Origin of the sequence: Sphingobium fuliginis (assembly GCF_015074805.1) — a bacterium.
Classification (GTDB): Bacteria; Pseudomonadota; Alphaproteobacteria; order Sphingomonadales; family Sphingomonadaceae; genus Sphingobium; species Sphingobium fuliginis.
On the sequence record NZ_CP060037.1, the window covers coordinates 25,608 to 47,381 of the forward strand.

A 21,774-nucleotide genomic window follows, 5' to 3' on the forward strand; every position below is an offset into this window, starting at 1 on the left:
CGCGGAAAGGCTTCAGGCACAGCAGATTTTTGGAAACTCGGGGACGTACCCGAATGTCGGCTTAGGAAACACCAAATCAAGAAAGCTGCCGTTCACAGCTCATAGAAAGTTGAGAGCCCGAACGTGCTCATTCAAGTCGCCTGAGCTTTCGGATGGCCGTATAAAGGGCTTCCTGCGAAGCAATGGTAGAAAGGTTGATCGCTGGCGGTCGCCGTGTTCGTCGGAGTGAGGATGGATGTGTGGAGAGTGACAGCCGTGTAACGTGATTGCCATGCTCGCCCGCGTCACCTTGCAGCACACGGTGAATTCTGTAAGAGGTTAAAGCGTTGAATATCGGGGGATAGACATTGGGGTTACCGCGCGTCAGGTTGCTGCAGATTGGCGATCTGCATCTGCCGTCGGCTGCTCGCACTGAAAGGTCGGTGGACCAAAAGGACCGTACTTTCTCAGTTGAGCTGCGCAACGTCATTTCTCGTCAACCCATCAAGACTGTCTTCAAGCGCATCTATCGAATGTGCGAGGCAGAGGAGATTGATGGAATTCTGCTCATGGGAGACATGACCGACTTTGGTAAGTTGGACGGCTATAGGGCGGGCGCGGCTTACGTTGCAAACGCATTGCAACTGGGCAAGGGGCGTCGCAACGCGTTGACCTTCTGCGGTATCGTGCCGGGAAATCACGACATTGATCGCAACTTGGCGAAAAAGCCGAGCATGACGGCAAAATTCGGCCCGCTCAATGCCGCATTGAGCGCCGTCGGATTGGAGCAGATCCCGGTCGAGCAATCGCTCATCCGCCATGTGGGGCCATCCGATGCGACGTGCGCGGTCGTATTAATGAACAGCTGCTGGGGATGTGGAGCGGTTGAATACATCCCTGCGGAGTTTCGTGATAGTGTGGGGCCTGCAATCGAGGCTGCGATCGCGGCGGGTGATCCAAAGGTCCTGAGCGCATACTACGACCGCCAGTTTGACACACCGGCGTTCTCCGACAACAGCATAGCGCATCTCGTAGAGACTGCTGGTAAGATGCCCCGGGAGGAACAGTTGGTCGTGGTCGCTCATCACAACCTGCTCCCTCAGCGCATGACCCGCCTTGCCCCCTATACCGAACTTGTCAACTCTGGAGCGGTTCGCGCCTCGTTAATGGAAGCCGGAAGGCCAATATTGTACCTGCATGGCCATATCCACACCGACCCGGTCGAAGTGCTCTCCGTTCCGGGCGGTGACGCACTTGTCTGTATCTCCGCGCCCGCCGCTGAGGACGGGTTCAATATAATAGAAGTGGTTTTCACCCGCTCCGGGAATCCCTTGGTGGGCCACATTCTTCCTTGGACGTTCGATCGTTCTGGTGTTCTTCGGCAAGGTGAACGGCTCACCGTTCCGCTTATCGGGAAGCGCCGTCGATCCCTCGATGGGGGGCTGGCCAAGGTCTATTCCTATCTTCTGGGCGCCCGCCAATGCTATTGGTCCGATCTGGTTCAAGAATGCGGCAAGCATTTCCAGACAGACACGGACGAGAAACTGCAGGAATGCGTCGAGCTCTTGATGGCGGATCATTCAATCGTCGTCGAAAATTACGATGCGAAACGCGAAAGCTGGATTCTGGAAGCGAAGATATGACGCCTGGCGCGATAAACCCCTTTCGCCCCACACGTTGGGAACACCATACCGATGGTCGCCCTCTGATATGGTTTACCGAAGAGGCAGAAGAGCTCTCTGCGGATAAGTCCACGTATATCCACGGGACCAGGGGGACAGGAAAAACCACGCTTCTGAAGGGAATTTGTTGGGAGGATTTGTGCCACAACGAATCGCTGAAGCTTCAGCGCAACCTTGGCGACTTCAAAAATATCGGGATCTACGTCCGCTTTCCCGATCATATTTCCGCGTCGATGTCCTTCACCGATTGGACTGCAATCTTTCCGAACGTCCAAAATCCCGAGTTTGAATTCTACTCATTCTTCTCTGTAGCCGTGGAGGCAATTTGCATCGAAAGGCTGTCGGAGGCCTGCCACAATTTGCGCGAAATGCGGCAGATTTCGATTGCCGCCGCGCAGGAGTTGCAGCTCGTTGCTGATTTTGCGACCGAATTTCCAGCTGTCAGCAATTTCAGCCCGCGTCCTCCCGCAACCTTTCTCGATCTCGCCCGCTGCCTGAGGCTGATGACGAGTGCGATGAATCGCGCATGTGGCCGCGGCACCGTTGGCGAACTCGTCGATGACTTACCCGTTCGCGAGCCGTACCAGATGCTGGCTTACTTCACTGAGAGAGTTAGCGCTTCAATCCGTTTGAACACGAGCGTGGGCCAGCAGACTGTTGGTTTCAAGTTTTGCTTGGACGATTGCGAAGTGCTGAGCCCACTCCAACGCAAGAGTATCAATAGTCTTGTCCGGTTGAGCCGGGCGCCCTGCTCCTGGGTAGTCAGCTCTGTTGGTGGTGGTCGCGACGACAGCGAAACGTTCATTGAGTCGCAGCCACTTACTGATGCCGATCGCCGTGTCATTTCTTTGGATGGGCGAGACGAGAACGAGTTTCGGCAGCTTTGCCAGTCGGTCGTCAGCCTGCGTCTGATTTTCTCGCTGCCTCCTGAAGCGCGGCCCTACCTCAGTCAGACTGAGGTATCATCCTTTTTCGACCTTCAACAAAGGCTGGGCCGGTGGGATGTGAATGATATGATGGCCCAGGCGGTTGCCCAGAGCGACCCTGAGCATTTCACGGCCGCCCTGCCGAAAGCGCAGCGCAAGGGCCGCATCTTTGTCGACTATCTTCGCAACCAGCGCGGTGCGACGGCGGTCATGCCCTATGGGGTCCGCGCGCGCGAAAGCGCGCCGGTCGCCGTACCCATCACATGGAAGGAAATGGAGACGATCGACAAGCCCTCGCACTGGACCATTCGGGATGGCACCGAACTGGTGAAGCGGGCCGGCTCCAAGGCGCTCAGCGGTTGGGGCCGCGCCGACCAGACCCTGCCTGACCTGTGAAGATCGCCACCTATAATGTGAACGGCGTCAATGGCCGGCTGCCGGTGCTGCTGCGCTGGCTTGAGGAAGCGCAGCCTGATGTGGTCGTGCTCCAGGAATTGAAGGCGCCGCAGGAGAAGTTTCCGGAAAGTGCGATCCGCGATCTTGGCTTTGATGTCATCTGGCACGGCCAGAAGTCGTGGAACGGCGTTGCGCTGCTCAGCCGCGTCGGCGAAATCCACGAGACGCGGCGGGGGCTTCCGGGCGACCCCGACCCGAGCCAGAGCCGCTATATCGAGGCGGCGGTCAACGGCATCCTGATCGGCGGGCTTTATTTGCCCAACGGCAATCCGCGGCCCGGCCCCAAATTCGACTACAAGCTGCGCTGGTTCGACCGGCTGGTCGAGCACGCGGCTGGGTTGCTGGAGAGCGGACTGCCGGTGATGCTGGCGGGCGACTTCAATGTCATGCCGACCGATCTCGACGTCTACAAGCCGGAGCGCTGGCTCGACGACGCGCTGTTCGCACCCGAAGTAAGGGCGGCCTATTTCCGGCTGCTGGATCAGGGCTGGACCGACGCGCTGCGCACGCTGCACCCGGGCGAGGTCATCTACACCTTCTGGGACTATTTCCGGAACGCCTATGGCCGCAATGCGGGCCTGCGCATCGATCACCTGCTGCTCAGCCCCGCGCTTGCCGACCGGCTGCTCGATGCTCAGGTCGATCGCCATGTGCGGGGCTGGGAAAAGACCAGCGACCATGCCCCGGTCTGGATCGAACTGGTCGACAAGCCAAAGCGCAAGCGAGTCCCCAAGGCGAAAATATGATGGAGATCGAAAGCTTCCTGCTCGGCGAGAATGACTGGGTGCCGAACAATGCGCGGTTGCCGGTTGTCATCTATCGCGCCGCGCTGGACGGCGAGGGCGAAGACCTGGCCGGCCGGTTCGAGGCCTTGTTCGAGGACCATGGTTGGCCGCCGGATTGGCGCGACGGCATATTCGACTATCACCACTATCATTCGACCGCGCACGAGGTTTTGGGTGTGTTCGCAGGGAAGGCGAGCCACGAGCTTGGCGGGCCAGACGGGCACAAGGTGTCCGTCGCAGCCGGCGATGCGCTCATGCTGCCGGTACCGGCCACCGCGCGATTCATGCGAGCCAGGATTTCGAGGTTGTCGGCGCCTATCCACGGGGACAGGGCTGGGACATCTGCCGCGAAGCGCCCGACGATGCGGCACGCGCGCGGATGGAGGCGCTTCCCGATCCGAAGTATGACCCCGTTACCGGCGAGACGGGGGCAAGGATTGGCGCCTGATCATGACAGGCGCATAGGAGGATCGAGTCTTGCTCTTGGACAGTGCGAACCAGAGTCCGGCCTGGGTGGGGAACGCGAACCCGTGCTGGACGCTTCAGCGGTTATGAAAACACAAGAGGATGGGCCGGCTGACACCGGCGAGGCAGGAACGATCGTCGATGCGCAGGAAGCCGCGGAAAATGCGGGTCTCGTCTACGTAACCGACGACAGCCCGGGAATCGTCCGCCAGCCCTACCGCGGCAAGTTTCGATATCGCGATGCCCGGGGCAACGTCGTGACGGACGAAAAAACTCTGAAGCGAATTGCTTCGCTCGCCATCCCCCCGGCCTATACCGATGTCTGGATCTGCCCCAAGGCAAACGGGCACATCCAGGCGACCGGCCGTGACGCAAAGGGCCGCAAGCAGTATCGTTACCATCCGCGTTTCCGCGAGGTACGCGACAGCACCAAGTACGAGCACATGTTGGACTTCGCAAAGGCCCTTCCTGGCGTGCGCGAGCGCATCGATGCCGATCTCAAGAAGCGCGGGCTACCGCGTGAGAAGGTCCTGGCCGCCGTCGTGCATCTGCTCGAGACCACGATGATCCGCATCGGCAACGCGGATTATGCCAAGCAGAACAAGAGTTATGGCCTCACGACCCTCCAAGACCGCCATGTCGCGATTGAGGGCGCTGAGCTCCGATTCAATTTCAAGGGCAAGAGCGGAAAGCAGTGGCGGCTGAAGCTGAAGGATCGGCGCATCGCGAAGATCGTCAAGGCCAGCCAGGATCTGCCCGGACAGCATCTGTTCCAATATGTGGGCGAAGACGGCGCGCAGTACGAAGTCACCTCGAACGATATCAACGCTTATCTTCGGGAGATCTCCGGGACGGACATCACCGCCAAGGATTTCCGCACCTGGAATGGCACGGTGCTCGCCGCCCTGGCGCTTTCCGAATATGAAAAAGTCGACAGCCAGGCTGCGGCGAAACGGAATGTCCGGACCGCAATCGAAGCCGTCGCTTCGCGGCTGGGCAATACGCCCACCGTGTGCCGCAAGTGCTACATTCATCCCGAAGTCTTCGAAAGCTACCTGAGTGACGAATTGGTCCTGGAGGCGCGGGACGCCGTCGAGAAGGAGCTTCGGGAAGACTTGTCCCGGCTCCGTCCGGAAGAAGCTGTCGTGCTGGCGTTCCTCCAGCGTCGGCTCGCCGAAAAGGCAAAGGTTCCGGCCCTGTAGCCATATGATGAATGGCGGGGCGATGGCCCGTCTCGATCTTTCCGTGAGTCCTGAAGGTCCCTCGCACAGATGCTCAGCGTCGGTTGCTTCAGCCGTTCACGATCGTGCCGCCATCGGGATGGAGGACTTGGCCCGACATGTAGCTGGAGTCCTCGCAGGCTAGGAACAGGAAGGCCGGAGCGACCTCATTGGGCTGTCCGGGCCGACCCATCGGGGTGTTTTCGCCAAAATGCTCGAGCTTCTCCGGGCTGGCGCCGCCGCAAGGGTTGAGCGGGGTCCAGATCGGTCCCGGCGCCACTGCGTTGACGCGAATGCCGTCGCTGACGAGGTTCTCGGACAGCGAGCGGGTGAAGGCGGTGATGGCGCCCTTGGTTGAACTGTAGTCGAGCAGCTCCTTTGAACCCTGGTACATGGTGACCGAGGTGCAGTTGATGATGGCCGCGCCCTCCTTGAGATGCGGCCGCGCCGCCTGTACGAGGAAAAACATCCCGAAGATGTTGGTCTGGAACGTGCGCCGTAGCTGTTCCTCGGTAATGTCGGTAATGTCGGTGATGTCCTTGTCGGGATGCTGCTCGCCGGCATTGTTGACCAGGATGTCGATTTTGCCGAACGCGCCGAGCGTCTCGGCGACGATCCGCTCCGAAGTTTCCTTTTCTCCGATATCACCCTGAATGGTGATCGCCTGGCGGCCTTCAGCCTCGACGATGCGCTTCGTCTCGGCGGCGTCGTCATCTTCGCACAGATAAGCGATCGCGATGTCGGCGCCTTCCCGGGCATAGAGAGCCGCCACCGCCCGGCCGATCCCGCTGTCAGCACCGGTTATGATCGCGACCTTGCCCGCGAGGCGATCGGAACCCTTGTAGCGCGGTTGCCACTCTGGCCGCGGATCGAGACCGCTCTCGTGACCCGGAAGCGCATCTTCGTGAATCATCCCCTGGGTATCGCTCATGGACATCTCCTTCTCACAAGAGAACTCGCCCACCGCGGATCGGTTCTTCGCCTTGGCGACGGAGCGAAACATTAGGGAGCGTCACAAAACTGGGGGCGGAGCGGGCGAGATTGACGCGCTTGGACTTAATCTGAGCATTTCGTTGATGTGAGCGACCCTCAAGGAGATAACGGCCTGCGCGCCGGCCTTGGACCATCGCATCTGTTGCGACTTGTTCATGCGCTTGTTGATCAGGCTGTTGGCCAAACTCTCGGTCTGCGATGTTCCGATCGGCAAACCCGCGCGGTGGCGGGCGGCATAATCGACAATATAGGCGGATTGGCCGTTGATATAATCGCGCAGACGCCCGACGCCGTTGAGCAAACTGGCGACCTTCGGACTCAGCCTCACGCGCGATTTGACGGATCGCAGGCGCCAGGCGAGACGTTCAATTTGTGACAGTGCCTTGAGCCCTGGCTGCAATTGGCCATGCCAAAGACGCCAATTCACCTGATCCAACGTGGCGGCGATTTTGGTTTTGAGGGTCAGTTCGGATCGTCGACCGGGCCGGATGCCTCTGGCAATGATCCTCAAATTCTGAAGTTTACGCGCTATGTGCTCCCAGTCGAGCATAGGCCGCTCTCCGATCCCGCACGCCTTCAGCAGTCCGCGCAACAGCTTGTCGCCATCAGTGAAACAGGTCATCTGCGTGCCGTCGGTCCGGCCGATGCTTTTCAGGCATGCCGTCAGATATTTGGGCGGGTCGGTCTGGCTGCCAAACACGTGTCCAATGATCTGCTGCCCGTTATTGTCAGAGCGGAGATTGCCGATCAGCACCGCATGATGTCGTCCGAAGGCCCGATCGTGACTGCGCAGAAAGGCGGTGTCGAGGCAAAGATTGATGTGATCGCAGGACCGACCATCGCTATCCCTTTGCGGCATGGCCGCGGCGGCTCCCTCTGACAGGGTAGCACGCCTGACCCGTTCAGGATTGCATCCACAGGCGAGCGGGAACAACTCAGCCAAGAAACGGGCAGCATAACGATAGCTCATCCATGCACCTAGCCGGGCCAGGATTCTCTCCGGGCTTCCTTCGGACGCTTCAGCATCGTCGGCTAAAAGGTGGACATAGTCGCGATTATGACGGGCCAGCAGGCGCGGGATTCTGACCCTCACATCCCCAAACAGTGTCTGAAGGCGCCGTGAGCGATAATCCTTCAGGCGGATCTCCTCATTCGCGCGACATAGTACCAGCGCCTTTTCACGCAGCTTTGCTTCGTCAAGCTCCGCAAGTCCAGCCTGAACCGCCGCGACGATGGCGTGCGCCTCGTTCAGCGGAAGGGCAAATTCCTGCAGCGCTTGGGGCACACGTCGATCAGACCAGGCATAAACGGGTATCCGCTGACGACCGACGACCAGTTCGAGACCGACTTCCATTTTCCTGCTCCCGCCGTTGCGACGACGAAAATCAGTATACCAGATGCTTGTCCCTCGCGTCGCTCACCCCCAGTTTTGTGACGCTCCCGGCACTTTTTGCTTCTTGGTTCCGTGGACCTCATTTCGATTGCAGAGATTCTTGCCTCCAGATGACCTCGGCCTTGTAGAGGCCGTGCGGAGCAGCGCCTGCGGGTGTGGATGGCTGCTCCAGGGCATGCAGGACGAAGCCTGCCGCCGTTGAAGAGCAGACTTTCGATTCCACGATCGGGCGAGGATGAGCGTCTATCGAGGCAACATAGACGAAGCTCGCCCAGGTATGAACGCACGTAAAGTCGACAATCTATAACGCAATAGGTCCGCTGGCGTGAAACTCGCGGTTGACCTTGTCGAGTGGGCGTGGCGCCTGGGGGGTCATCGCGCCACTGCAGACGACTTAAAACTTTAATAGGTCTGCGATCAGATGTCATCAGTATGTGAAAATGTAGTCAATTGAGCAAGGCGAGACTGCAGTCGAATGGCGAGCGAATTCCTGACTGGCTTACCTACTTTAATCTTACGCCACGTGTTGTAGCTAATCCCAAATCTGTCACTCAACGCTTCGTCTGTTTGACCAGTAAGAAGTCGCTCCATATCACGAACAACAGATTCACGAATTACAACTTGACCTTTCATAGTATATTTCACTCATTATTTAGTGACGAGACATATAAGAATGATCTTGCGAGAACATCCACGAACTAAGATTTCGATCCACCGAGCTTCGAGGAGCAGCTATGGATCAAGATGGTATGTGAAGTGAGCGTTCGGTGTGGTGACCTTCGACTGCCTTCGTGCGCGGGGGTAGGCCCGGTGATTGTCATTTTAGAAAACCGCCCTCCGGATCATCGAAAATTGAACCCCGGAGCTGCTTGCGTACCTTTCGCTTCATGAGTGACCAAGTCGCCTGCTTTCCCAGGTAATCAAGGGGCCAAGCGGGCCACCGCTGCGGCTTGCGATTGACGATCCAAAAATCGGTCAGGTCACTATGGCGACCGGCGAGCATGTCTGCGACGGTCTGCCCATGTAAATGGCTGATGGCGAGCCCATGGCCCCAACAACCACCGATGTAGATCACGCGCTCGTCACCGACATTCGTGAGGTGAGGCACCAGGTCGCGCGTCCCGGACATGTGCCCCCCCCAATTATGTGCCAGTCTGACATCTTTCAGCGCAGGAAAGATAGCCTTCAAGTGAGCAAGCGACACCTGACCCCCCTTGGCGCTGACGGTTGGCTCCATTTCGATTCGCGTCGGATAGCCGCCATAATAGATAAAGTAGAACTGGATCCGCTTGTCCGCAGTGGGTGCCATATAGTGGAACAGATCGAGTGAGCTTTCGATCGCATTGCCCTGTTTCCATCCGATCGACGCCCATTGTTCGTCGGACAAGCGCTCAGTCACTGCGCCGCGCGCGAAAACCGGAGCTTGATACCGGTCGAGCTCCCTGCCGAGTGGTCCTTGTAGCTGGTGGGTGAATGCATTGGTCGCCAGTACGACCTTGCTCGCCAAGATCGTTCCCCCCGGCGTCGTTACCCGTACCCCGCCGGGCGTCCGCTCCAGATGAGTCGCTGGCGTGTTTTCATACACTGCAACCCCCGCTGCCTCCGCAATCCGCTTTAGTTCACGCACTTGTTTGCAGGGATTCAGCAGACCTAGATCGGTGTCGGCGATTGCGGCCTTAAAATGGGTATTTCCGTTGTAACTGGCCTGCACTTGACGGGCATCAAGCCAGGTTATCGTATCAACGCCGACCTTTTGGTAAGCGGAGTACAGATCGTGAAGATCATCGACCCATCTATCATCAAAAGCAACACGCATCAGTCCCGGAGAACGATAGTCACTGTCCAGACCATTTTGTTCGATAACCTGGCGAGTGTAAGCAGTCGCGCGACGACAATATGCGAAGGCCGCCGCAGACCGTTCCATACCGTATTTCTTGTGGATGGCCAACTGACTCATTCCAAATTGCGGCATGATCCAGCCCGCCGCTCGACCGCTGGCGCCGAAGCCTATAATTTCGCTTTCTATCAGGACCACCGAGCCCAGACCGCCCTTGGCGCAGTGCCAGGCCGATGAAAGTCCCGCGATGCCGCCGCCTATCACGAGAATGTCGCATCGCACGTCGGCATCCAGGTCCGGATTCGCGGCGTAACTTCCATAATCGCGTATCCAGAAGGACTTGCCGGCGTGCGGGGGCGACGAGGGCTTCAATTGCTCATCTGTGCCCGACGCCGGGTGCGGCAGATCGTGGCCAGAACCGGGAGTTTGATTGTGCATCCTTACCTACTCCAACTATCAAGCCGGGCCGACATCATATTTGCGCAAGCCATGGTTCAGGAGGCAACAGGCACCCGTGCCGCATCGCTCGGCCGTCGCGCCGCGAATATCGCAATCATCGCAAACGCAGCTGCGGCCGGGAAGGGCGCGACGAGGAGGACGATGTTCAGCGAGCCTTTCGCGACCAACATCGCACCGATGGCGGGGCCTATAGCCTGCGCAGCGACGTTCATGATATAGATCATGCGGGTGAACTTTTCATCCGGATCGTTGTCCGCAACGAGTGACATATAATAGGTCAAGCCCAGGCCCCAGGCGGACAGGTAGGCTGCGAATGCTATCGTATAAGAGAAGACTGTCGTGGAGTCGTGCAGTGCCCAAATGGCGCCGAAGAACAATAGGGTAGTCAAGGCGATCCACTTAAGGCGGCCTCCTGCCACGCCGACAATTGTCGGGATCAAGACGGCTACTATCGACAAGATGTAGCTGAACGCGGCGGCATTCGCCACCTCGGCCGAAGTAAGGCCATTGGTGAGGCCGACCCTTTCCGTAAAGCCGGAAACTATGTTTGCCCCAACGGCAAAGAGTAGCAAGCCCACCAGCGCGATCTTTCCGAACGCTATGGTGTCAAGCCGGGTGCCTTCCCTATCAGAGATCCCTGGATCACCGGTGCCGCCGCGCAGGTCGGCGGGAAGCAGAAGCGACAGAAGCACAGCGGCGCCAATCCAGAGCGCGCCCGATGAAAGGGCTGCCCCATGGCCAATATCCGCACGTAAGGCATCAAGCAGCCAGATTGCGGCGGCCGACAGCAACAGCGAGATGGCCATCCCGGCGCCGAACGCGCGATCCGGAACGGTCGCTCGAGCCATGATGCATGCACATATGGTCGTCAAAAGCACCACGCTCAATCCCGACGCAAACCGGATCAGGCAGAGCATCAAGTAACTGTCCGCCAAACCAGTCACCGCATTAGCGATCGTGGCCACGATTGAAGCGCCCAATATGAGCGACCGCCACGGCGCGCGTGGCATCAGGATGAAGCCTAGCATGGCGCCCACGACGCCGCCGGCCTGGTCAATCGTTTGAACGAAGCCCGCTTGGCTCAGGCTGATGCGCAACGAATCGACGTACATGCCCACGAAGAATGGCGCCACATCGATCAGAATGAGTGATAGAGCATAGAGGGTACACGCGATCGCCAACGTAGTTCGAGGATGTTCACCAAGTCCGCTCTTCACGCTCTATTCTCCTGATGGCAGCCTGTTCGCAGAGTGAGATCGTCCTATGATGCCCTCGACGCAGAAAGATCGCAGGCTGGGAAGCTTATCACACGCTACGAGGCTCACAAGAATAATTCGTCAATCGAATATTTATCAGTTCATCGGGTCAAGCGCAGCCCGGGAAAAGGACCCCAAGCTTAGCGCTGAGGTGCGTAGGTTACGAACAAGCGTCGCCGAGGTTGATGGAGATACCCAGCCAGCGTCGATTGGTCATGCTGCCCACCGACGGCAGCATAACGCATCAGCCGTCTCTGCGCGGGCGACGATTTCGAACGCCCTGTGCGTCAGCGCTGGATCGCCAGGATGCCGTTACAATTAGCATCTTTCTACACCAAAACGCATGAGAAGGTGCAGCGATTGCGGTCGCCGCACCTTGGAGGTTGTCAGGGATGGTCTTTAAGAATGGCAGCGAAACGCGACGGACGGTAGCGACGAAGCCAAAGCGCGAAGCCGATGCCGACGACCATCGCAACTGGAATACCAATAGGGATCCGATTGACGACAGGATTACTATTACCGCTGAGATACTCGAAGTTTTCAAAGGCAAAGTATAGCGCGCCCAGCAGGCCGATAAACGCCAGTGCGGGTGCGATCACGTGCTGCCAGAGCTTACGTTGCGGATGGTCCCGGAAGTAGGAGATGACCGCAAGGCTGGTCAGCGCCTGCATGAACATGACGCCAGCCGCGGCGAAGCCGAGCGCCACCAGTCCAAGTCCCAGCATCGGGTGCAGGCCAAGATATGCGGCTCCAACGATGACTATGAGCGAGATGCCCGATACGGTCAGACTGGCCATGGTCGGTGAACCATGAACGGGATGCGCACGGCCGAGCACGAGCGGAAGGCAACCTTGGCGGCCAAGCACAAACATGTAGCGGGCAGCCACGTTGTGCATCGACAATACGGTAGCGAACATGCTGGTGATGACCGCGACCTGCATGATCGTGGTGAATCCGCCGCTGATGAATTTGTCGCTGAGCTTGAAGTAGATGAGGCCGACGTCGGACTCCGGTATGCCCTTGATGTTATCAGGTCCCACCCCGCCAACGGTGATCCACGACGTCACGAAATAGAAGACACCAATGGCGCCGATTGCGAGATAGGTCGCCCGCGCAACAGACTTTTGTGGAGACTTGGCCTCCTCCGAAAAAAGTGCCGCGGATTCGATTCCGAAGTAGCATGTAAAGGCGAGCAGGATCGCGACGCCCGGCGCACCACTGGCGAGGCCACCGATATCCAATGACTGTATTGGAAATGCGCTTGTGCCGAGCTTGTCGACAAGGGCGGCATCGAAGAACAGCAGGAGAATGAATTCGATAAGGATTACGATCAGCACGGCGCGAGCGCTGAAATCAATCTTGCGCAGACCGAATAAGCCGACGATGACCCAAGCTGTCAAGGAATAGGTTACCCAGTGCAAGTCATAGCCCAGCAAAGTCTGCACCGTGGTATGCATGATAAAACCCAGGTAACTGAAGCCGCCAGGCACAAACATCGTGTAGGAAACCACGGCCACGCACGCCGCGCCCATACCCACCACTGATCCCAGACCGCGCGCGATATAGGCATAGAAGGCGCCACCCACCAAAACCTCGCGGCTGATCGCCGAATAGCCTACCGCGAATAGCGCTGTAACCACCGTGGCGATGACGAAGGCCAGCGGCAGGGCAGTCCCGCTGCCGAACACAAGCGCAACCGGCAGAACACCGATCACGCAGGCTAGAGGCGCGACCGCAGCAATGACAAATACGGCTAGCCTGAATGTGCTGAGCGTGCGCGGCAACGCAACGGGCTCGGCTCCACGGGGAGGAGGGACGGCTATTGATGCAGTGTCAACTATGGTTTGTGTCATCCCAATCTCCCGAAATTCTTTTCGTCTCGCATGGCACCGGATGGTTGACGGTGACCGTTGGCAATAGAGCGCAAGTGCCGCGACCATAATTATTCATCTGCATAAATGCAATCGCCAAACTTGAACCTGTAACATGCGTGGAAAAGGAAGCGCGAATGGACGTTCCTGGCTAACTTTGTTCGCCGATGCGGTCTGCCAGGAACTGGCCTGATTTAATAAGAATAGCCCCGGTCTTGCGCCTTCACGAAGGTGCAAGCCGGGGCAAAGTTATGCGATACCAGGAACACTGGTGGGGAACATAAAGCTATTTTCCGAAGTCACCAGCCTGCCACATTTCGCGCACTACGCGCCAACCGAGCGGCGAACGCTTCAGCACGAAGAGCTGACGGATCGTCTCTTCCTTTTTGGTCTTGGGGGTCGGCTTGCATTTCAGCACGGCGAATACCGAAGCAAGGTCGCCCGATGCCACAAGCGAGTCTTGCACACTAAATTCGCAGCCCTTGTTTCCATTCGGACCCAGATAAGCGAACCAATCGTCAAGCGCGGTGACGGCATCTTTGATACCGCGCCTGGGAACGGCATCCCCTTCACCCGTGATGATCACGTCTTCAGCATAGAAGCGCTTGACCAACTCGGTGGTCGACAGACCATCCCGATTTGCTTTGTCCTGACTAGCGAAGAACGCGCGGAGTCCTTCCGTGATTTCCGCGTCCGAATTAGTAGTGCCCATGTCATGCGCCATGGCGCCGACTGGTGTGAGGCAAAGGGCGGATAATAGGGTCAAGCCCGCTTTGAAGTTGAGAGCCATAAGATCTCCCCGATGATGATTGGTGGATACAGTAGTTATTAGGCGATCGGATAATAATGCCGGTTGTGCCTTTGTCAACGTGTCACCATCCTGCACAGGGGCCAAAAATCTCTTCTAACCCGCAGGGCGCTTCATGGTGAAGGCGGCTGTCGAGCCGATCTCAAAATAGTCGGCGGCATAGCCGGCCCTCAACACGATCCCGGCAGAAGCGGTGTCGAACAGCCCGTCGCGCAGAAGCGTGCGATCGATGTGTACGCCGACGATCTCGCCAAGGGTCAACCAGGCCGAGGTAGGGCTACCCGCGGCATCGGTCAGCCCCCTGATGTCGATCAGGCGGCACTCCAAAGCCACCGGGGTTTCCGCAACGCGCGGGCAGTCGATGATCGTGCAATCGGCCGACTTAAGGCCCGCCTCTTCAAATTCATCGATGCCCGGTGGCGCGGGTCGCGAGCTGATGTTCATCGCCTCGGCATGGCGCCGCGTGACGAGGTTGCAGGCGAAAACCCCCGTTTCGCGGATGTTGGCCAATGAGTCCTTCTCGCCGATGCTCGAGAAGCCAATGATCGGCGGCTTGTCACAGAGCATCGAGAAGAAGCTGTACGGCGCAAGATTGGCTACTCCCGCAGCCGATCGGCTCGATATCCAGCCGATCGGCCGGGGGCCAAGGATGGCGCGCAACGGATCCCGGGTCAGGCCATGTCCGGCACGAGGTTCGTAGAAATGCGTGTCGTGCATGTGCTGGTCCGTTTCGTCGGATTAGATGGGTCGCCGGTGTTGCGCGCAGTCCGACGCGCAAATCCGCTCCGGTCGGGACTTGGCCCAACGGGAGCGGAATGGCTCGCCCTATTTCGAGCCGGTGCTCGCCAGATAAGCGACCACGGCCTTTCGATCGGAACCCTTGGCCAGGCCTCCGAACGCCATGGCGGTGCCCGGATAAGCCTCCATCGGGTTCTTCAGGAAAGTGTCAAGCTTCTCGGGCGTCCAATCCCCCTCAGCCTTTGCCAAAGCCTGGGAGTATGGATAGCCCGCCGCGCCACCGATCTTGCGGCCAAGCACCCCGGCGAGGGTGGGACCGGCCGGAGACGGCGCCCCCGCCTCTGCGGAGTGGCAAACGGCGCAATTGCTGAAAACCTTTTTCCCGGCCTCGACCTCCGCAGGATTGCTCGCCAGGGCGGAATAGTCCGCCGAGGCGGCCGGTGCGGAGGCGGTGTTTCCATCCTGCTTGTTTCCGTCGGCCGTCGGGTTCGAGCATGCAGCGAGCGCGCCGAGGCACAACGTCGCGCATGCCGTCAAACGGCGGTACCTCAACAACCGGTTGATCATTGTTCGTTTCCCTTCTCGAGCAACTGCGTCACCTCACGGCACGCACGAATACCACTTTCGACAGCGCCGTCGATATAGGCGTGCCAGCCGTCCGCCGTCCCGGAACCTGCGAAGAACATGCGGCCTTCCGGCTTCGCCATGTCCTTATACTTCTTGAACCATCCCGCCCGGTAGGCAGGCCACGCCTGCTTGGAAAACGGGTCCTTGACCCAGTTATAGGGTGCGATGTCGGTGATCTCCGCGGTCGGATGGATCTTGCGCAGTTCGGCGTTGACGGCGTCCTGGTCGTTGATGTCGAGGAGGGATTGGCGGCCAAGGGTCGCCTTCAGGATCGTACCCACCTTGTCGTCAGACTCCTCGGTCTGGATGGCGTTCAGGGGATTGGGATCGTCGCAGAAGGCGAAGGTGTTGCCGATATTCTGCTTGATGCGCATATACATCGTCGCGCCGTCGCAGATGTCCCCGTTCTTGATGAATGCGCGCTTCTCTGCGGAGAGGCCCGGCTTGAATTCTATGTCCGGATAGACCTGGGTCGGCAACGTGAAAAGCACCGCTTTCGCCTCGACCGTCTGTCCATCGGCAGTACGCAGCGTGACGCCTGTCGCGGTGGTCTCCACCTGCTTGACTACGGTGCCGAGCCTGACGTCGGCCTTGCTGTCGTCGAGGATCGCTTTCGCGAGTGCGGCAGTGCCGCCATTGGCGATGTGCCAGTGCTTTTCGGAGTCGGTGAACGTGTACGGATCCCAGGCCGCGAGGGCGGCCAGCTTCACGAAGCTCATGGCGCTGAACGTGTTCGTGGGGGATCCCGCGTAGAGCACCAGCTCCGCGTTCAGCGACGCGCGCTGGATAGGGTCAAGGTCGAGCTTTGCCATCCTCGCGGCGGCCGAAATCTCGTCCAGCTTGGCAACCTCCGGGTTGGCGAAGGGCGAGAAGGGTTGCGGGAAAAGGGTCCTGGCGCCTTCGCAGAACTTCTTGAACGCGTCGTCGTAGCCAGCGTCAAAACGTGCCGGTGGCACATCGTGCACCTTGCCATCGGCAGTCATCACATAGGCCTTGTCCAGGTTGCGCAGCGGCACTTCCTGGAAGCCGAAGCCGTAACGCTGCATCTCGGCGAAGACATGCGGCTGTAACCAGTGCACCGACGAGCCGCCCAATTCGATCTGGCGACCAAGGAATTTACTTGTGAAGGTACGGCCACCAATGCGCGGACGCGCTTCGAGGACCACTACTCGCCAACCCTGGGCAGCCAGTTCGCGGGCGGCGGTGACACCGGCGTAACCAGCACCAACGACCACGACGTCGTAGGGACCTTCGTCCTTGCCGTCACGCGCTTCCCGGTTCGGGTTTTCCTTGGCGCAGCTGATCAGCGCGATTGAGCCCGCAGCCGCGGCGCCGAATTTCATCAGCGATCGCCGATCCAAGTGTCGATCGTCCATTGGCTCGTCATTGTCCTGATGCGTAGTCATGCTGCTCCTCTTTGGCTTCCGGTGCCGCTATCGCGAATGCTATCCTGCGGCATTGATCACTTGCAATCGGGTGTATTCGTACACCCCCTCAATCCCGCCTTCCGAACCAAGACCGGACTGCTTTACGCCCCCAAACGGGATATCGGGATGGATGGCGATGTGCTGGTTGATCCAAACGCTGCCCGCCGTGATGCCGCGAGCAAGCTGCCGCGCGCGATCAATGTCCCGTGTCCAGATGGAGGCGCCCAATCCAAAAGCGCCCTCGTTGGCACGCGCGATCGCGTCCGCCTCATCCGTAAAGCGCAGTAGCGGCACGACGGGGCCGAATTGTTCGTCGGTAACCAGCGGAGCCTGATCGTCGAGATCGGCAATGATGGTCGGTTCGATGAAAAAGCCTGGTCGATTGGCGACGTGGCCGCCGGTCAGTACCGTGCCGGATGCTGCCGCCTCTTCGATCATGCCCCGCACCTTGTCGAACTGCATGCGGTTCTGAACAGGCCCGAGCGTTACGCCGTCCTCGTCGCCAGCCCCCATCCTGATTTCGCGTGTGGCGGTCACGAACCGCTCCCTGAAATCATCATATATCTGGTCGGCGACATAGAGGCGCTTGGGCGCTGCGCATACCTGGCCGGCATTGAGGAAGGCGGTGGCAGCGAGGCCCCGGGCCGCCGCCTCGACATTAGCATCCGCCAGCACGATGGCGGGATCGTTGCCGCCTAGTTCGAGAGTAACGCGCTTCATATCGTCCGCAGCGCTTCTCAGAACGGCCTTGCCGGTGTTCGTGGAGCCGGTGAACGAAACCTTGGCGATGTCCGGATGCCCGGCCAGGCGCGCACCAAGGTCGTTGTTGTCAGCAACGATATTGAACACGCCACGGGGGAAAATCTCGGCGGCCAGACGGCCCAGTTCCAGGGTTGTCAGAGGCGTGGTCGCCGCAGGTTTGAGGACGATCGTGTTTCCGGTAATGAGAGCGGGCGCATATTTGTTGCTCGCCAGGATCATCGGGAAATTCCACGGCGTAATGCCGGCCACGACGCCAAGCGGGCGGCGCTCGACCTCATAATCGCCCGTGGGGTGGGTTCGCGTCTCGGCCTTCAGCTCGACATTCGCATAGAAACGGATGCCGCGGATCGTTGCCTCGACCTCGAAACGGGCTTCGCCATAGGGTTTGCCCTGCTCCCTGATAAGGAGGTGCGTAAAGCTATCCGTCTCGTTTTCGAGGCGCTGCGCGAACTCCAGCAGGCACGCACGGCGCGTTTCCCAAGGTGCCGCCGCCCATGCCGGGAACGCACGCGCCGCAGATGCGACCGCTTCGTCGATCTGCGCCTCATCGGCGGCGTGGGCCTGGGCGAACGGTTCGCCCGTCGAAGGATCTATGACCGGGATGATGCGCGCACCATCCACCAGCTGACCATCTATGAGCATTTTGTAGGCGTTCATTGCGGCTCCTGTCCTCTCGATAGTAAGTCCAACAAGTGGTCTTTATGATCTTCGGCCTGATTTTGCGGAAGCCGACCCGCTTTCTCCATGCTAATCGTGTCGGGTGGATCGATTGCTAAGATGCCGCGAACCGCCCGAACCTATAAGGTGACGGATCTATTATGGGGTCGGCGCCCGTTATCAGGTCGGCCGCCAGTTCACCCGCTGCGGGCGAGGTTCCGAAGCCATGACCTGAAAAGCCCGTGCAGACGGTCAGCCCGGGGATGCTGCTCACGTGATCGATGACTGGCGTTGAGTCCGGGGTGACATCCACGGTTCCTGCCCACGTCTGGACGATTTCGGCCTGCTCGAATACGGGCCAGGCTGCGCTCAGAGCAGCGAAAGCTTCACCGATTGCGCGTTGATCGATCGCCGGATCTTTTGTTCGGACTCGCTCAAAGGGTGAACGGGCATCAGGTTTCCAGCGGCGAGGAAGGGCCAGATCCTGAAAGAATTCGCGCCCGATCGACACTCGAAGATACCGCCCTTGGGTCTTCAGAGAGGAAATATATCGTTGCCCGATCAAGAGATGATCAAGCGTGATCGGCGCCTTTACGGCACTGCGCTGGGTTACGATAAAGCCGTCATCCGCATGCTTCCGAAAGGAAAAGTCCGGCCCCCCCACGGCAATCTCGGTAGGCCCCTCCATCGGAGCGGTGCGGGCGACGGACACCGTGAGCGGCAAAGTCGGAAGATCGACGCCCAGATTACCCAGGAAGCGCCGCGACCACAGGCCGCCCGCCAGCAAAACGGCATCGCTGCGGATCTCGCCATGCTCTGTCATTGCACCCGTGACACGACCGCCAGAAAGGACGAGCGAGCGCACCGCACAGTTTTCGAGTATGATCGCCCCCTTGGCGCGTGCGGCGCGCGCGATCGCGTAGGCGGCTAGCGAGGGCTCGGCACGCCCGTCCGACGGCGTATAGATGCCCCCAGCCCAGTCGCCGCGTCCGCCAGGAACGAGGTGATCGATATCCCGCGGGGTGAGCAGACGAGAATCCAGATCGCACTGCTCGACGGATTGTAGCCATTTTTCGTGGACATGCATTTCCGCCTCGCTTTTAGCGAGAAAGAGAATGCCGGCCTGCCGATAGCCTACATCGGAACCGACCCGCTCTGCCAATCCAGCCCAAAGCCGGTCTGAAGCGGCAGCCAGCGGCACGTCGGCCGGAGCGCGACTGGTCTTGCGAATCCAGCCCTGGTTACGGGACGACTGCTCCCCCGCTACCGACCCCTTTTCCAGGACAACCACCTGAACACCGCGCTCGCTGAGCGTGAGCGCCGCTGTCAGCCCAACGATCCCACCCCCGATAATGACCACGGAAGCGGATCGCGGAAGCCTGTCGCTAGTTGTTATGGATGCGGTTGGCGATTCCACCTGGCTATCCTTCATACATATATATACCCGCCGCCGATGGAGCGACGACGACGTGGGTCAGATCGACAGTCGTCGGGTTTCCACCTTACCCTTCGAAGCGCCCCGGAATGCGGTCACTTCGATCTCGACCTTGTACACGTTCGAACTAAGTGGAGGACACGTCAATGTCATCGCCGGATCGACGCCGCGGAAACGTTCCCCTACCTTGGCCATGACCGCTGGTACGTCGGCCGGGTCCTGGATGAAAATGCGGGACGCAACCACGTCGCCAAGGCTTGCTCCGACCTCGCCAAGCGCGCGCTCGATGTTGGCTATCACCTGTTCGGTCTGTTGGGTGACATCGTCCGGTATCTCCTGCGTTTGAGGATTGCGGCCCGCGGTGTTGGAAACGAATATCAAGTTATCGACCGCTACCAGTCGCGAATAGCTCGCCAGATCCTCATATCTTGAGCCGGTCTTGAGTTTTACGACGTTAACCATTTGTCCTCCGACTAAGTAGCGCGGCCGATCTGGCCGAATACGGATTATGCATCAGCGCAGAACGGGCGTTTCCCAAAGGTTCAGGGATTGCCCGATGTTGCGTTCGATGGCGTTTCGATAGACGATCGTGCCCCAGGCGACGTCCTCAACCGGCATTCCGCCCACCGACATGATGATGATCTCCTCATCATTCGTCCGGCCCGGGGCCTCTCCAGCGACGATGCGACCCAAATCCTCGAGATCCTCTTTGGCCATCCGGCCTTCGGCGATCATGTCCATGAACTTTACGCCAATGACGGGCACCACATTGTGCGCAGGCTTTGGCAACTCTTCAAACCAGGCTTCATAGAGACCAGTATTGTCCACGACCTTACGGACTTCCGGAGCTTCCATGTCACTGTCGATCTCACAGCTGGATGGCATAGCCAGGAAAGCGCCGGGCTTGACCCATTCACGTTTGACAAGAGGATAGGTCGATGGGTCGCCGGACAGGCCGGTGTTGCAGTAGGTGACGATGTCGGATTCGCGAACCGCCGCCTCGATCGTATCGACCACCTCGATGTTCGCGATCTGGGGCATGTCGGATTTGAGCCAGGCGAGGAAGCTATCGATACTGGATTTGCCGCGCCCTTTGATCTTGATCGTGTCGATGTCGGGACAAACGGCGCACAGAGCCATGAGCGTGGTCTTGCCCATGACGCCGGGGCCGACAAGGCCGACCACTTTGGAGTCCCGACGCGCCAGATGGCGAGCCCCGACGCCCGGAATGGCGCCGGTCCTGTACGCTGACAGGAGATTGGCGGACATGAAGGCAAGAGGCGCACCCGTGTCTGCGTCATTGAGCACGAACATCAGGATAGACCGCGGCAGGCCTTTCTCACGATTTTCAACGTTCGATCCATACCATTTGACGCCGGCTGTACGGAAGCGACCGCCAAGATAGGCGGGCATGGCCATGAAGCGGCGGTCGGCAGTCGCCTTCGGCATGTCGGGGAAAGGAGACTCCTTTGGAAACAACACCATTGCGCCATGGGAGTCATTATTGGCACCCGCCATGCGATAGTCGCCGTGCCACAAGAGCCCGAACATCTCCTCCATCGTATCGACGCAGGTCGGCATGTCGGTCACACCCGCTGCGATCATGTCGCTCTCGGATAAATAAACAAAATCTATCTTTGCCGGGCTGGCCATTGAATCTTCTCTCCAGAATATTCTTCAAGTCAATAATAAAAAAGATCGGGTCGTCGTCGGTTTGAACAGTGTCCCTGCGTCGGTTCTGCGAGCCGGTATCTACCCGGCCAGACTGCTTCTCCACGCTCGATCGCCGGATAATGCGAACATGCCTTTAGTCCTATATTAAGAGAGCCTGGCCTTCCGTGCCGATCAAATCTGCTCAGCTGACTTTCGACCAGACGGGCTCCACATATGCGCTGAGCTTTCCCGGGTTAGTTCATCCGAACGATGTTATTTCAGGCAGGGATATTTCGCGCTAGACCCTCTCAGATTTCCGGATTAATTCTACAGATGCAAAATTAT

The 21,774-nt window shown here is 59.0% G+C and carries 17 protein-coding genes and 1 pseudogene; 4 read left to right on the forward strand and 14 right to left on the reverse strand.

From position 1 onward, the window contains the following. The first annotated feature begins 368 nt into the window (after positions 1-368). The 4 genes from H5V43_RS21510 to H5V43_RS21530 all read left to right on the forward strand — a co-directional run bounded on the left by H5V43_RS21510 (position 369) and on the right by H5V43_RS21530 (position 5,495). Positions 369-1,622 (forward strand): metallophosphoesterase family protein, encoded by a 1,254-nt coding sequence (locus H5V43_RS21510; protein ID WP_162854651.1) that lies wholly within the window; start codon positions 369-371, stop codon positions 1,620-1,622. Further along, on the forward strand, positions 1,619-2,983 hold the full coding sequence (gene ligD / locus H5V43_RS23950) for a non-homologous end-joining DNA ligase LigD (protein ID WP_306303070.1): 1,365 nt from the start codon (positions 1,619-1,621) through the stop codon (positions 2,981-2,983). The genes H5V43_RS21510 and ligD overlap by 4 nt, the downstream gene beginning before the upstream one ends. Continuing rightward, a complete protein-coding gene (xth, locus tag H5V43_RS21520) occupies positions 2,980-3,789 on the forward strand; it encodes an exodeoxyribonuclease III (RefSeq protein ID WP_025547084.1) in 810 nt (269 codons plus the stop codon). Before ligD ends, xth begins: the two co-directional genes overlap by 4 nt. Positions 3,790-4,379: 590 nt before the next feature. Further along, entirely contained in the window at positions 4,380-5,495 is a 1,116-nt protein-coding gene (locus H5V43_RS21530; RefSeq protein ID WP_025547085.1) for a DNA topoisomerase IB, read from the forward strand. An 88-nt stretch (positions 5,496-5,583) separates the two neighbouring features. Here the strand turns inward: H5V43_RS21530 and H5V43_RS21535 are convergent, their stop codons facing one another. The 14 genes and pseudogenes from H5V43_RS21535 to H5V43_RS21595 form a co-directional block, all read right to left on the reverse strand. Continuing rightward, positions 5,584-6,444, reverse strand: coding sequence for an SDR family oxidoreductase (locus H5V43_RS21535; protein WP_025547086.1), 861 nt, complete (start codon positions 6,442-6,444; stop codon positions 5,584-5,586). Positions 6,445-6,525: 81 nt separating this feature from the next. Then, on the reverse strand, positions 6,526-7,860 hold the full coding sequence (locus H5V43_RS21540) for a hypothetical protein (protein ID WP_025547088.1): 1,335 nt from the start codon (positions 7,858-7,860) through the stop codon (positions 6,526-6,528). Between the two features lie 133 nt (positions 7,861-7,993). Continuing rightward, a pseudogene (locus H5V43_RS23720) lies at positions 7,994-8,269 on the reverse strand (IS3 family transposase); the annotation flags it as partial. A gap of 447 nt (positions 8,270-8,716) precedes the next feature. Further along, positions 8,717-10,174, reverse strand: a complete 1,458-nt coding sequence (locus H5V43_RS21545; protein ID WP_128830666.1) for an NAD(P)/FAD-dependent oxidoreductase — start codon at positions 10,172-10,174, stop codon at positions 8,717-8,719. A gap of 56 nt (positions 10,175-10,230) precedes the next feature. Continuing rightward, positions 10,231-11,412 (reverse strand): MFS transporter, encoded by a 1,182-nt coding sequence (locus tag H5V43_RS21550; RefSeq protein ID WP_128830667.1) that lies wholly within the window; start codon positions 11,410-11,412, stop codon positions 10,231-10,233. A gap of 425 nt (positions 11,413-11,837) precedes the next feature. After that, positions 11,838-13,304: an APC family permease gene (locus H5V43_RS21555; protein WP_162854704.1), complete on the reverse strand. Its 1,467-nt coding sequence runs from the start codon at positions 13,302-13,304 to the stop codon at positions 11,838-11,840. A 304-nt stretch (positions 13,305-13,608) separates the two neighbouring features. After that, the gene (locus tag H5V43_RS21560) at positions 13,609-14,112 is read right to left on the reverse strand and encodes a hypothetical protein (RefSeq protein ID WP_128830669.1); all 504 of its coding nucleotides are present in this window, start codon (positions 14,110-14,112) and stop codon (positions 13,609-13,611) included. 114 nt (positions 14,113-14,226) lie between these two features. After that, the gene (locus H5V43_RS21565) at positions 14,227-14,847 is read right to left on the reverse strand and encodes a flavin reductase family protein (RefSeq protein WP_150294412.1); all 621 of its coding nucleotides are present in this window, start codon (positions 14,845-14,847) and stop codon (positions 14,227-14,229) included. A 108-nt stretch (positions 14,848-14,955) separates the two neighbouring features. Further along, positions 14,956-15,435 carry a c-type cytochrome gene (locus H5V43_RS21570; protein WP_025547097.1) on the reverse strand — a complete coding sequence of 160 codons (480 nt, stop codon included), beginning with the start codon at positions 15,433-15,435 and terminating at the stop codon, positions 14,956-14,958. After that, positions 15,432-16,901 carry a (S)-6-hydroxynicotine oxidase NdpB gene (gene ndpB, locus H5V43_RS21575; protein ID WP_128830670.1) on the reverse strand — a complete coding sequence of 490 codons (1,470 nt, stop codon included), beginning with the start codon at positions 16,899-16,901 and terminating at the stop codon, positions 15,432-15,434. Before ndpB ends, H5V43_RS21570 begins: the two co-directional genes overlap by 4 nt. Before the next feature lie 39 nt (positions 16,902-16,940). Further along, positions 16,941-18,341, reverse strand: a complete 1,401-nt coding sequence (locus H5V43_RS21580) for an aldehyde dehydrogenase family protein (RefSeq protein ID WP_025547101.1) — start codon at positions 18,339-18,341, stop codon at positions 16,941-16,943. Positions 18,342-18,456: 115 nt separating this feature from the next. After that, the gene (locus tag H5V43_RS21585) at positions 18,457-19,773 is read right to left on the reverse strand and encodes an NAD(P)/FAD-dependent oxidoreductase (protein ID WP_025547102.1); all 1,317 of its coding nucleotides are present in this window, start codon (positions 19,771-19,773) and stop codon (positions 18,457-18,459) included. A gap of 42 nt (positions 19,774-19,815) precedes the next feature. Continuing rightward, the gene (locus tag H5V43_RS21590) at positions 19,816-20,238 is read right to left on the reverse strand and encodes a RidA family protein (protein ID WP_017181810.1); all 423 of its coding nucleotides are present in this window, start codon (positions 20,236-20,238) and stop codon (positions 19,816-19,818) included. A gap of 51 nt (positions 20,239-20,289) precedes the next feature. Then, positions 20,290-21,429 carry an ornithine cyclodeaminase family protein gene (locus H5V43_RS21595; RefSeq protein ID WP_025547105.1) on the reverse strand — a complete coding sequence of 380 codons (1,140 nt, stop codon included), beginning with the start codon at positions 21,427-21,429 and terminating at the stop codon, positions 20,290-20,292. Between the last annotated feature and the right edge of the window lie 345 nt (positions 21,430-21,774).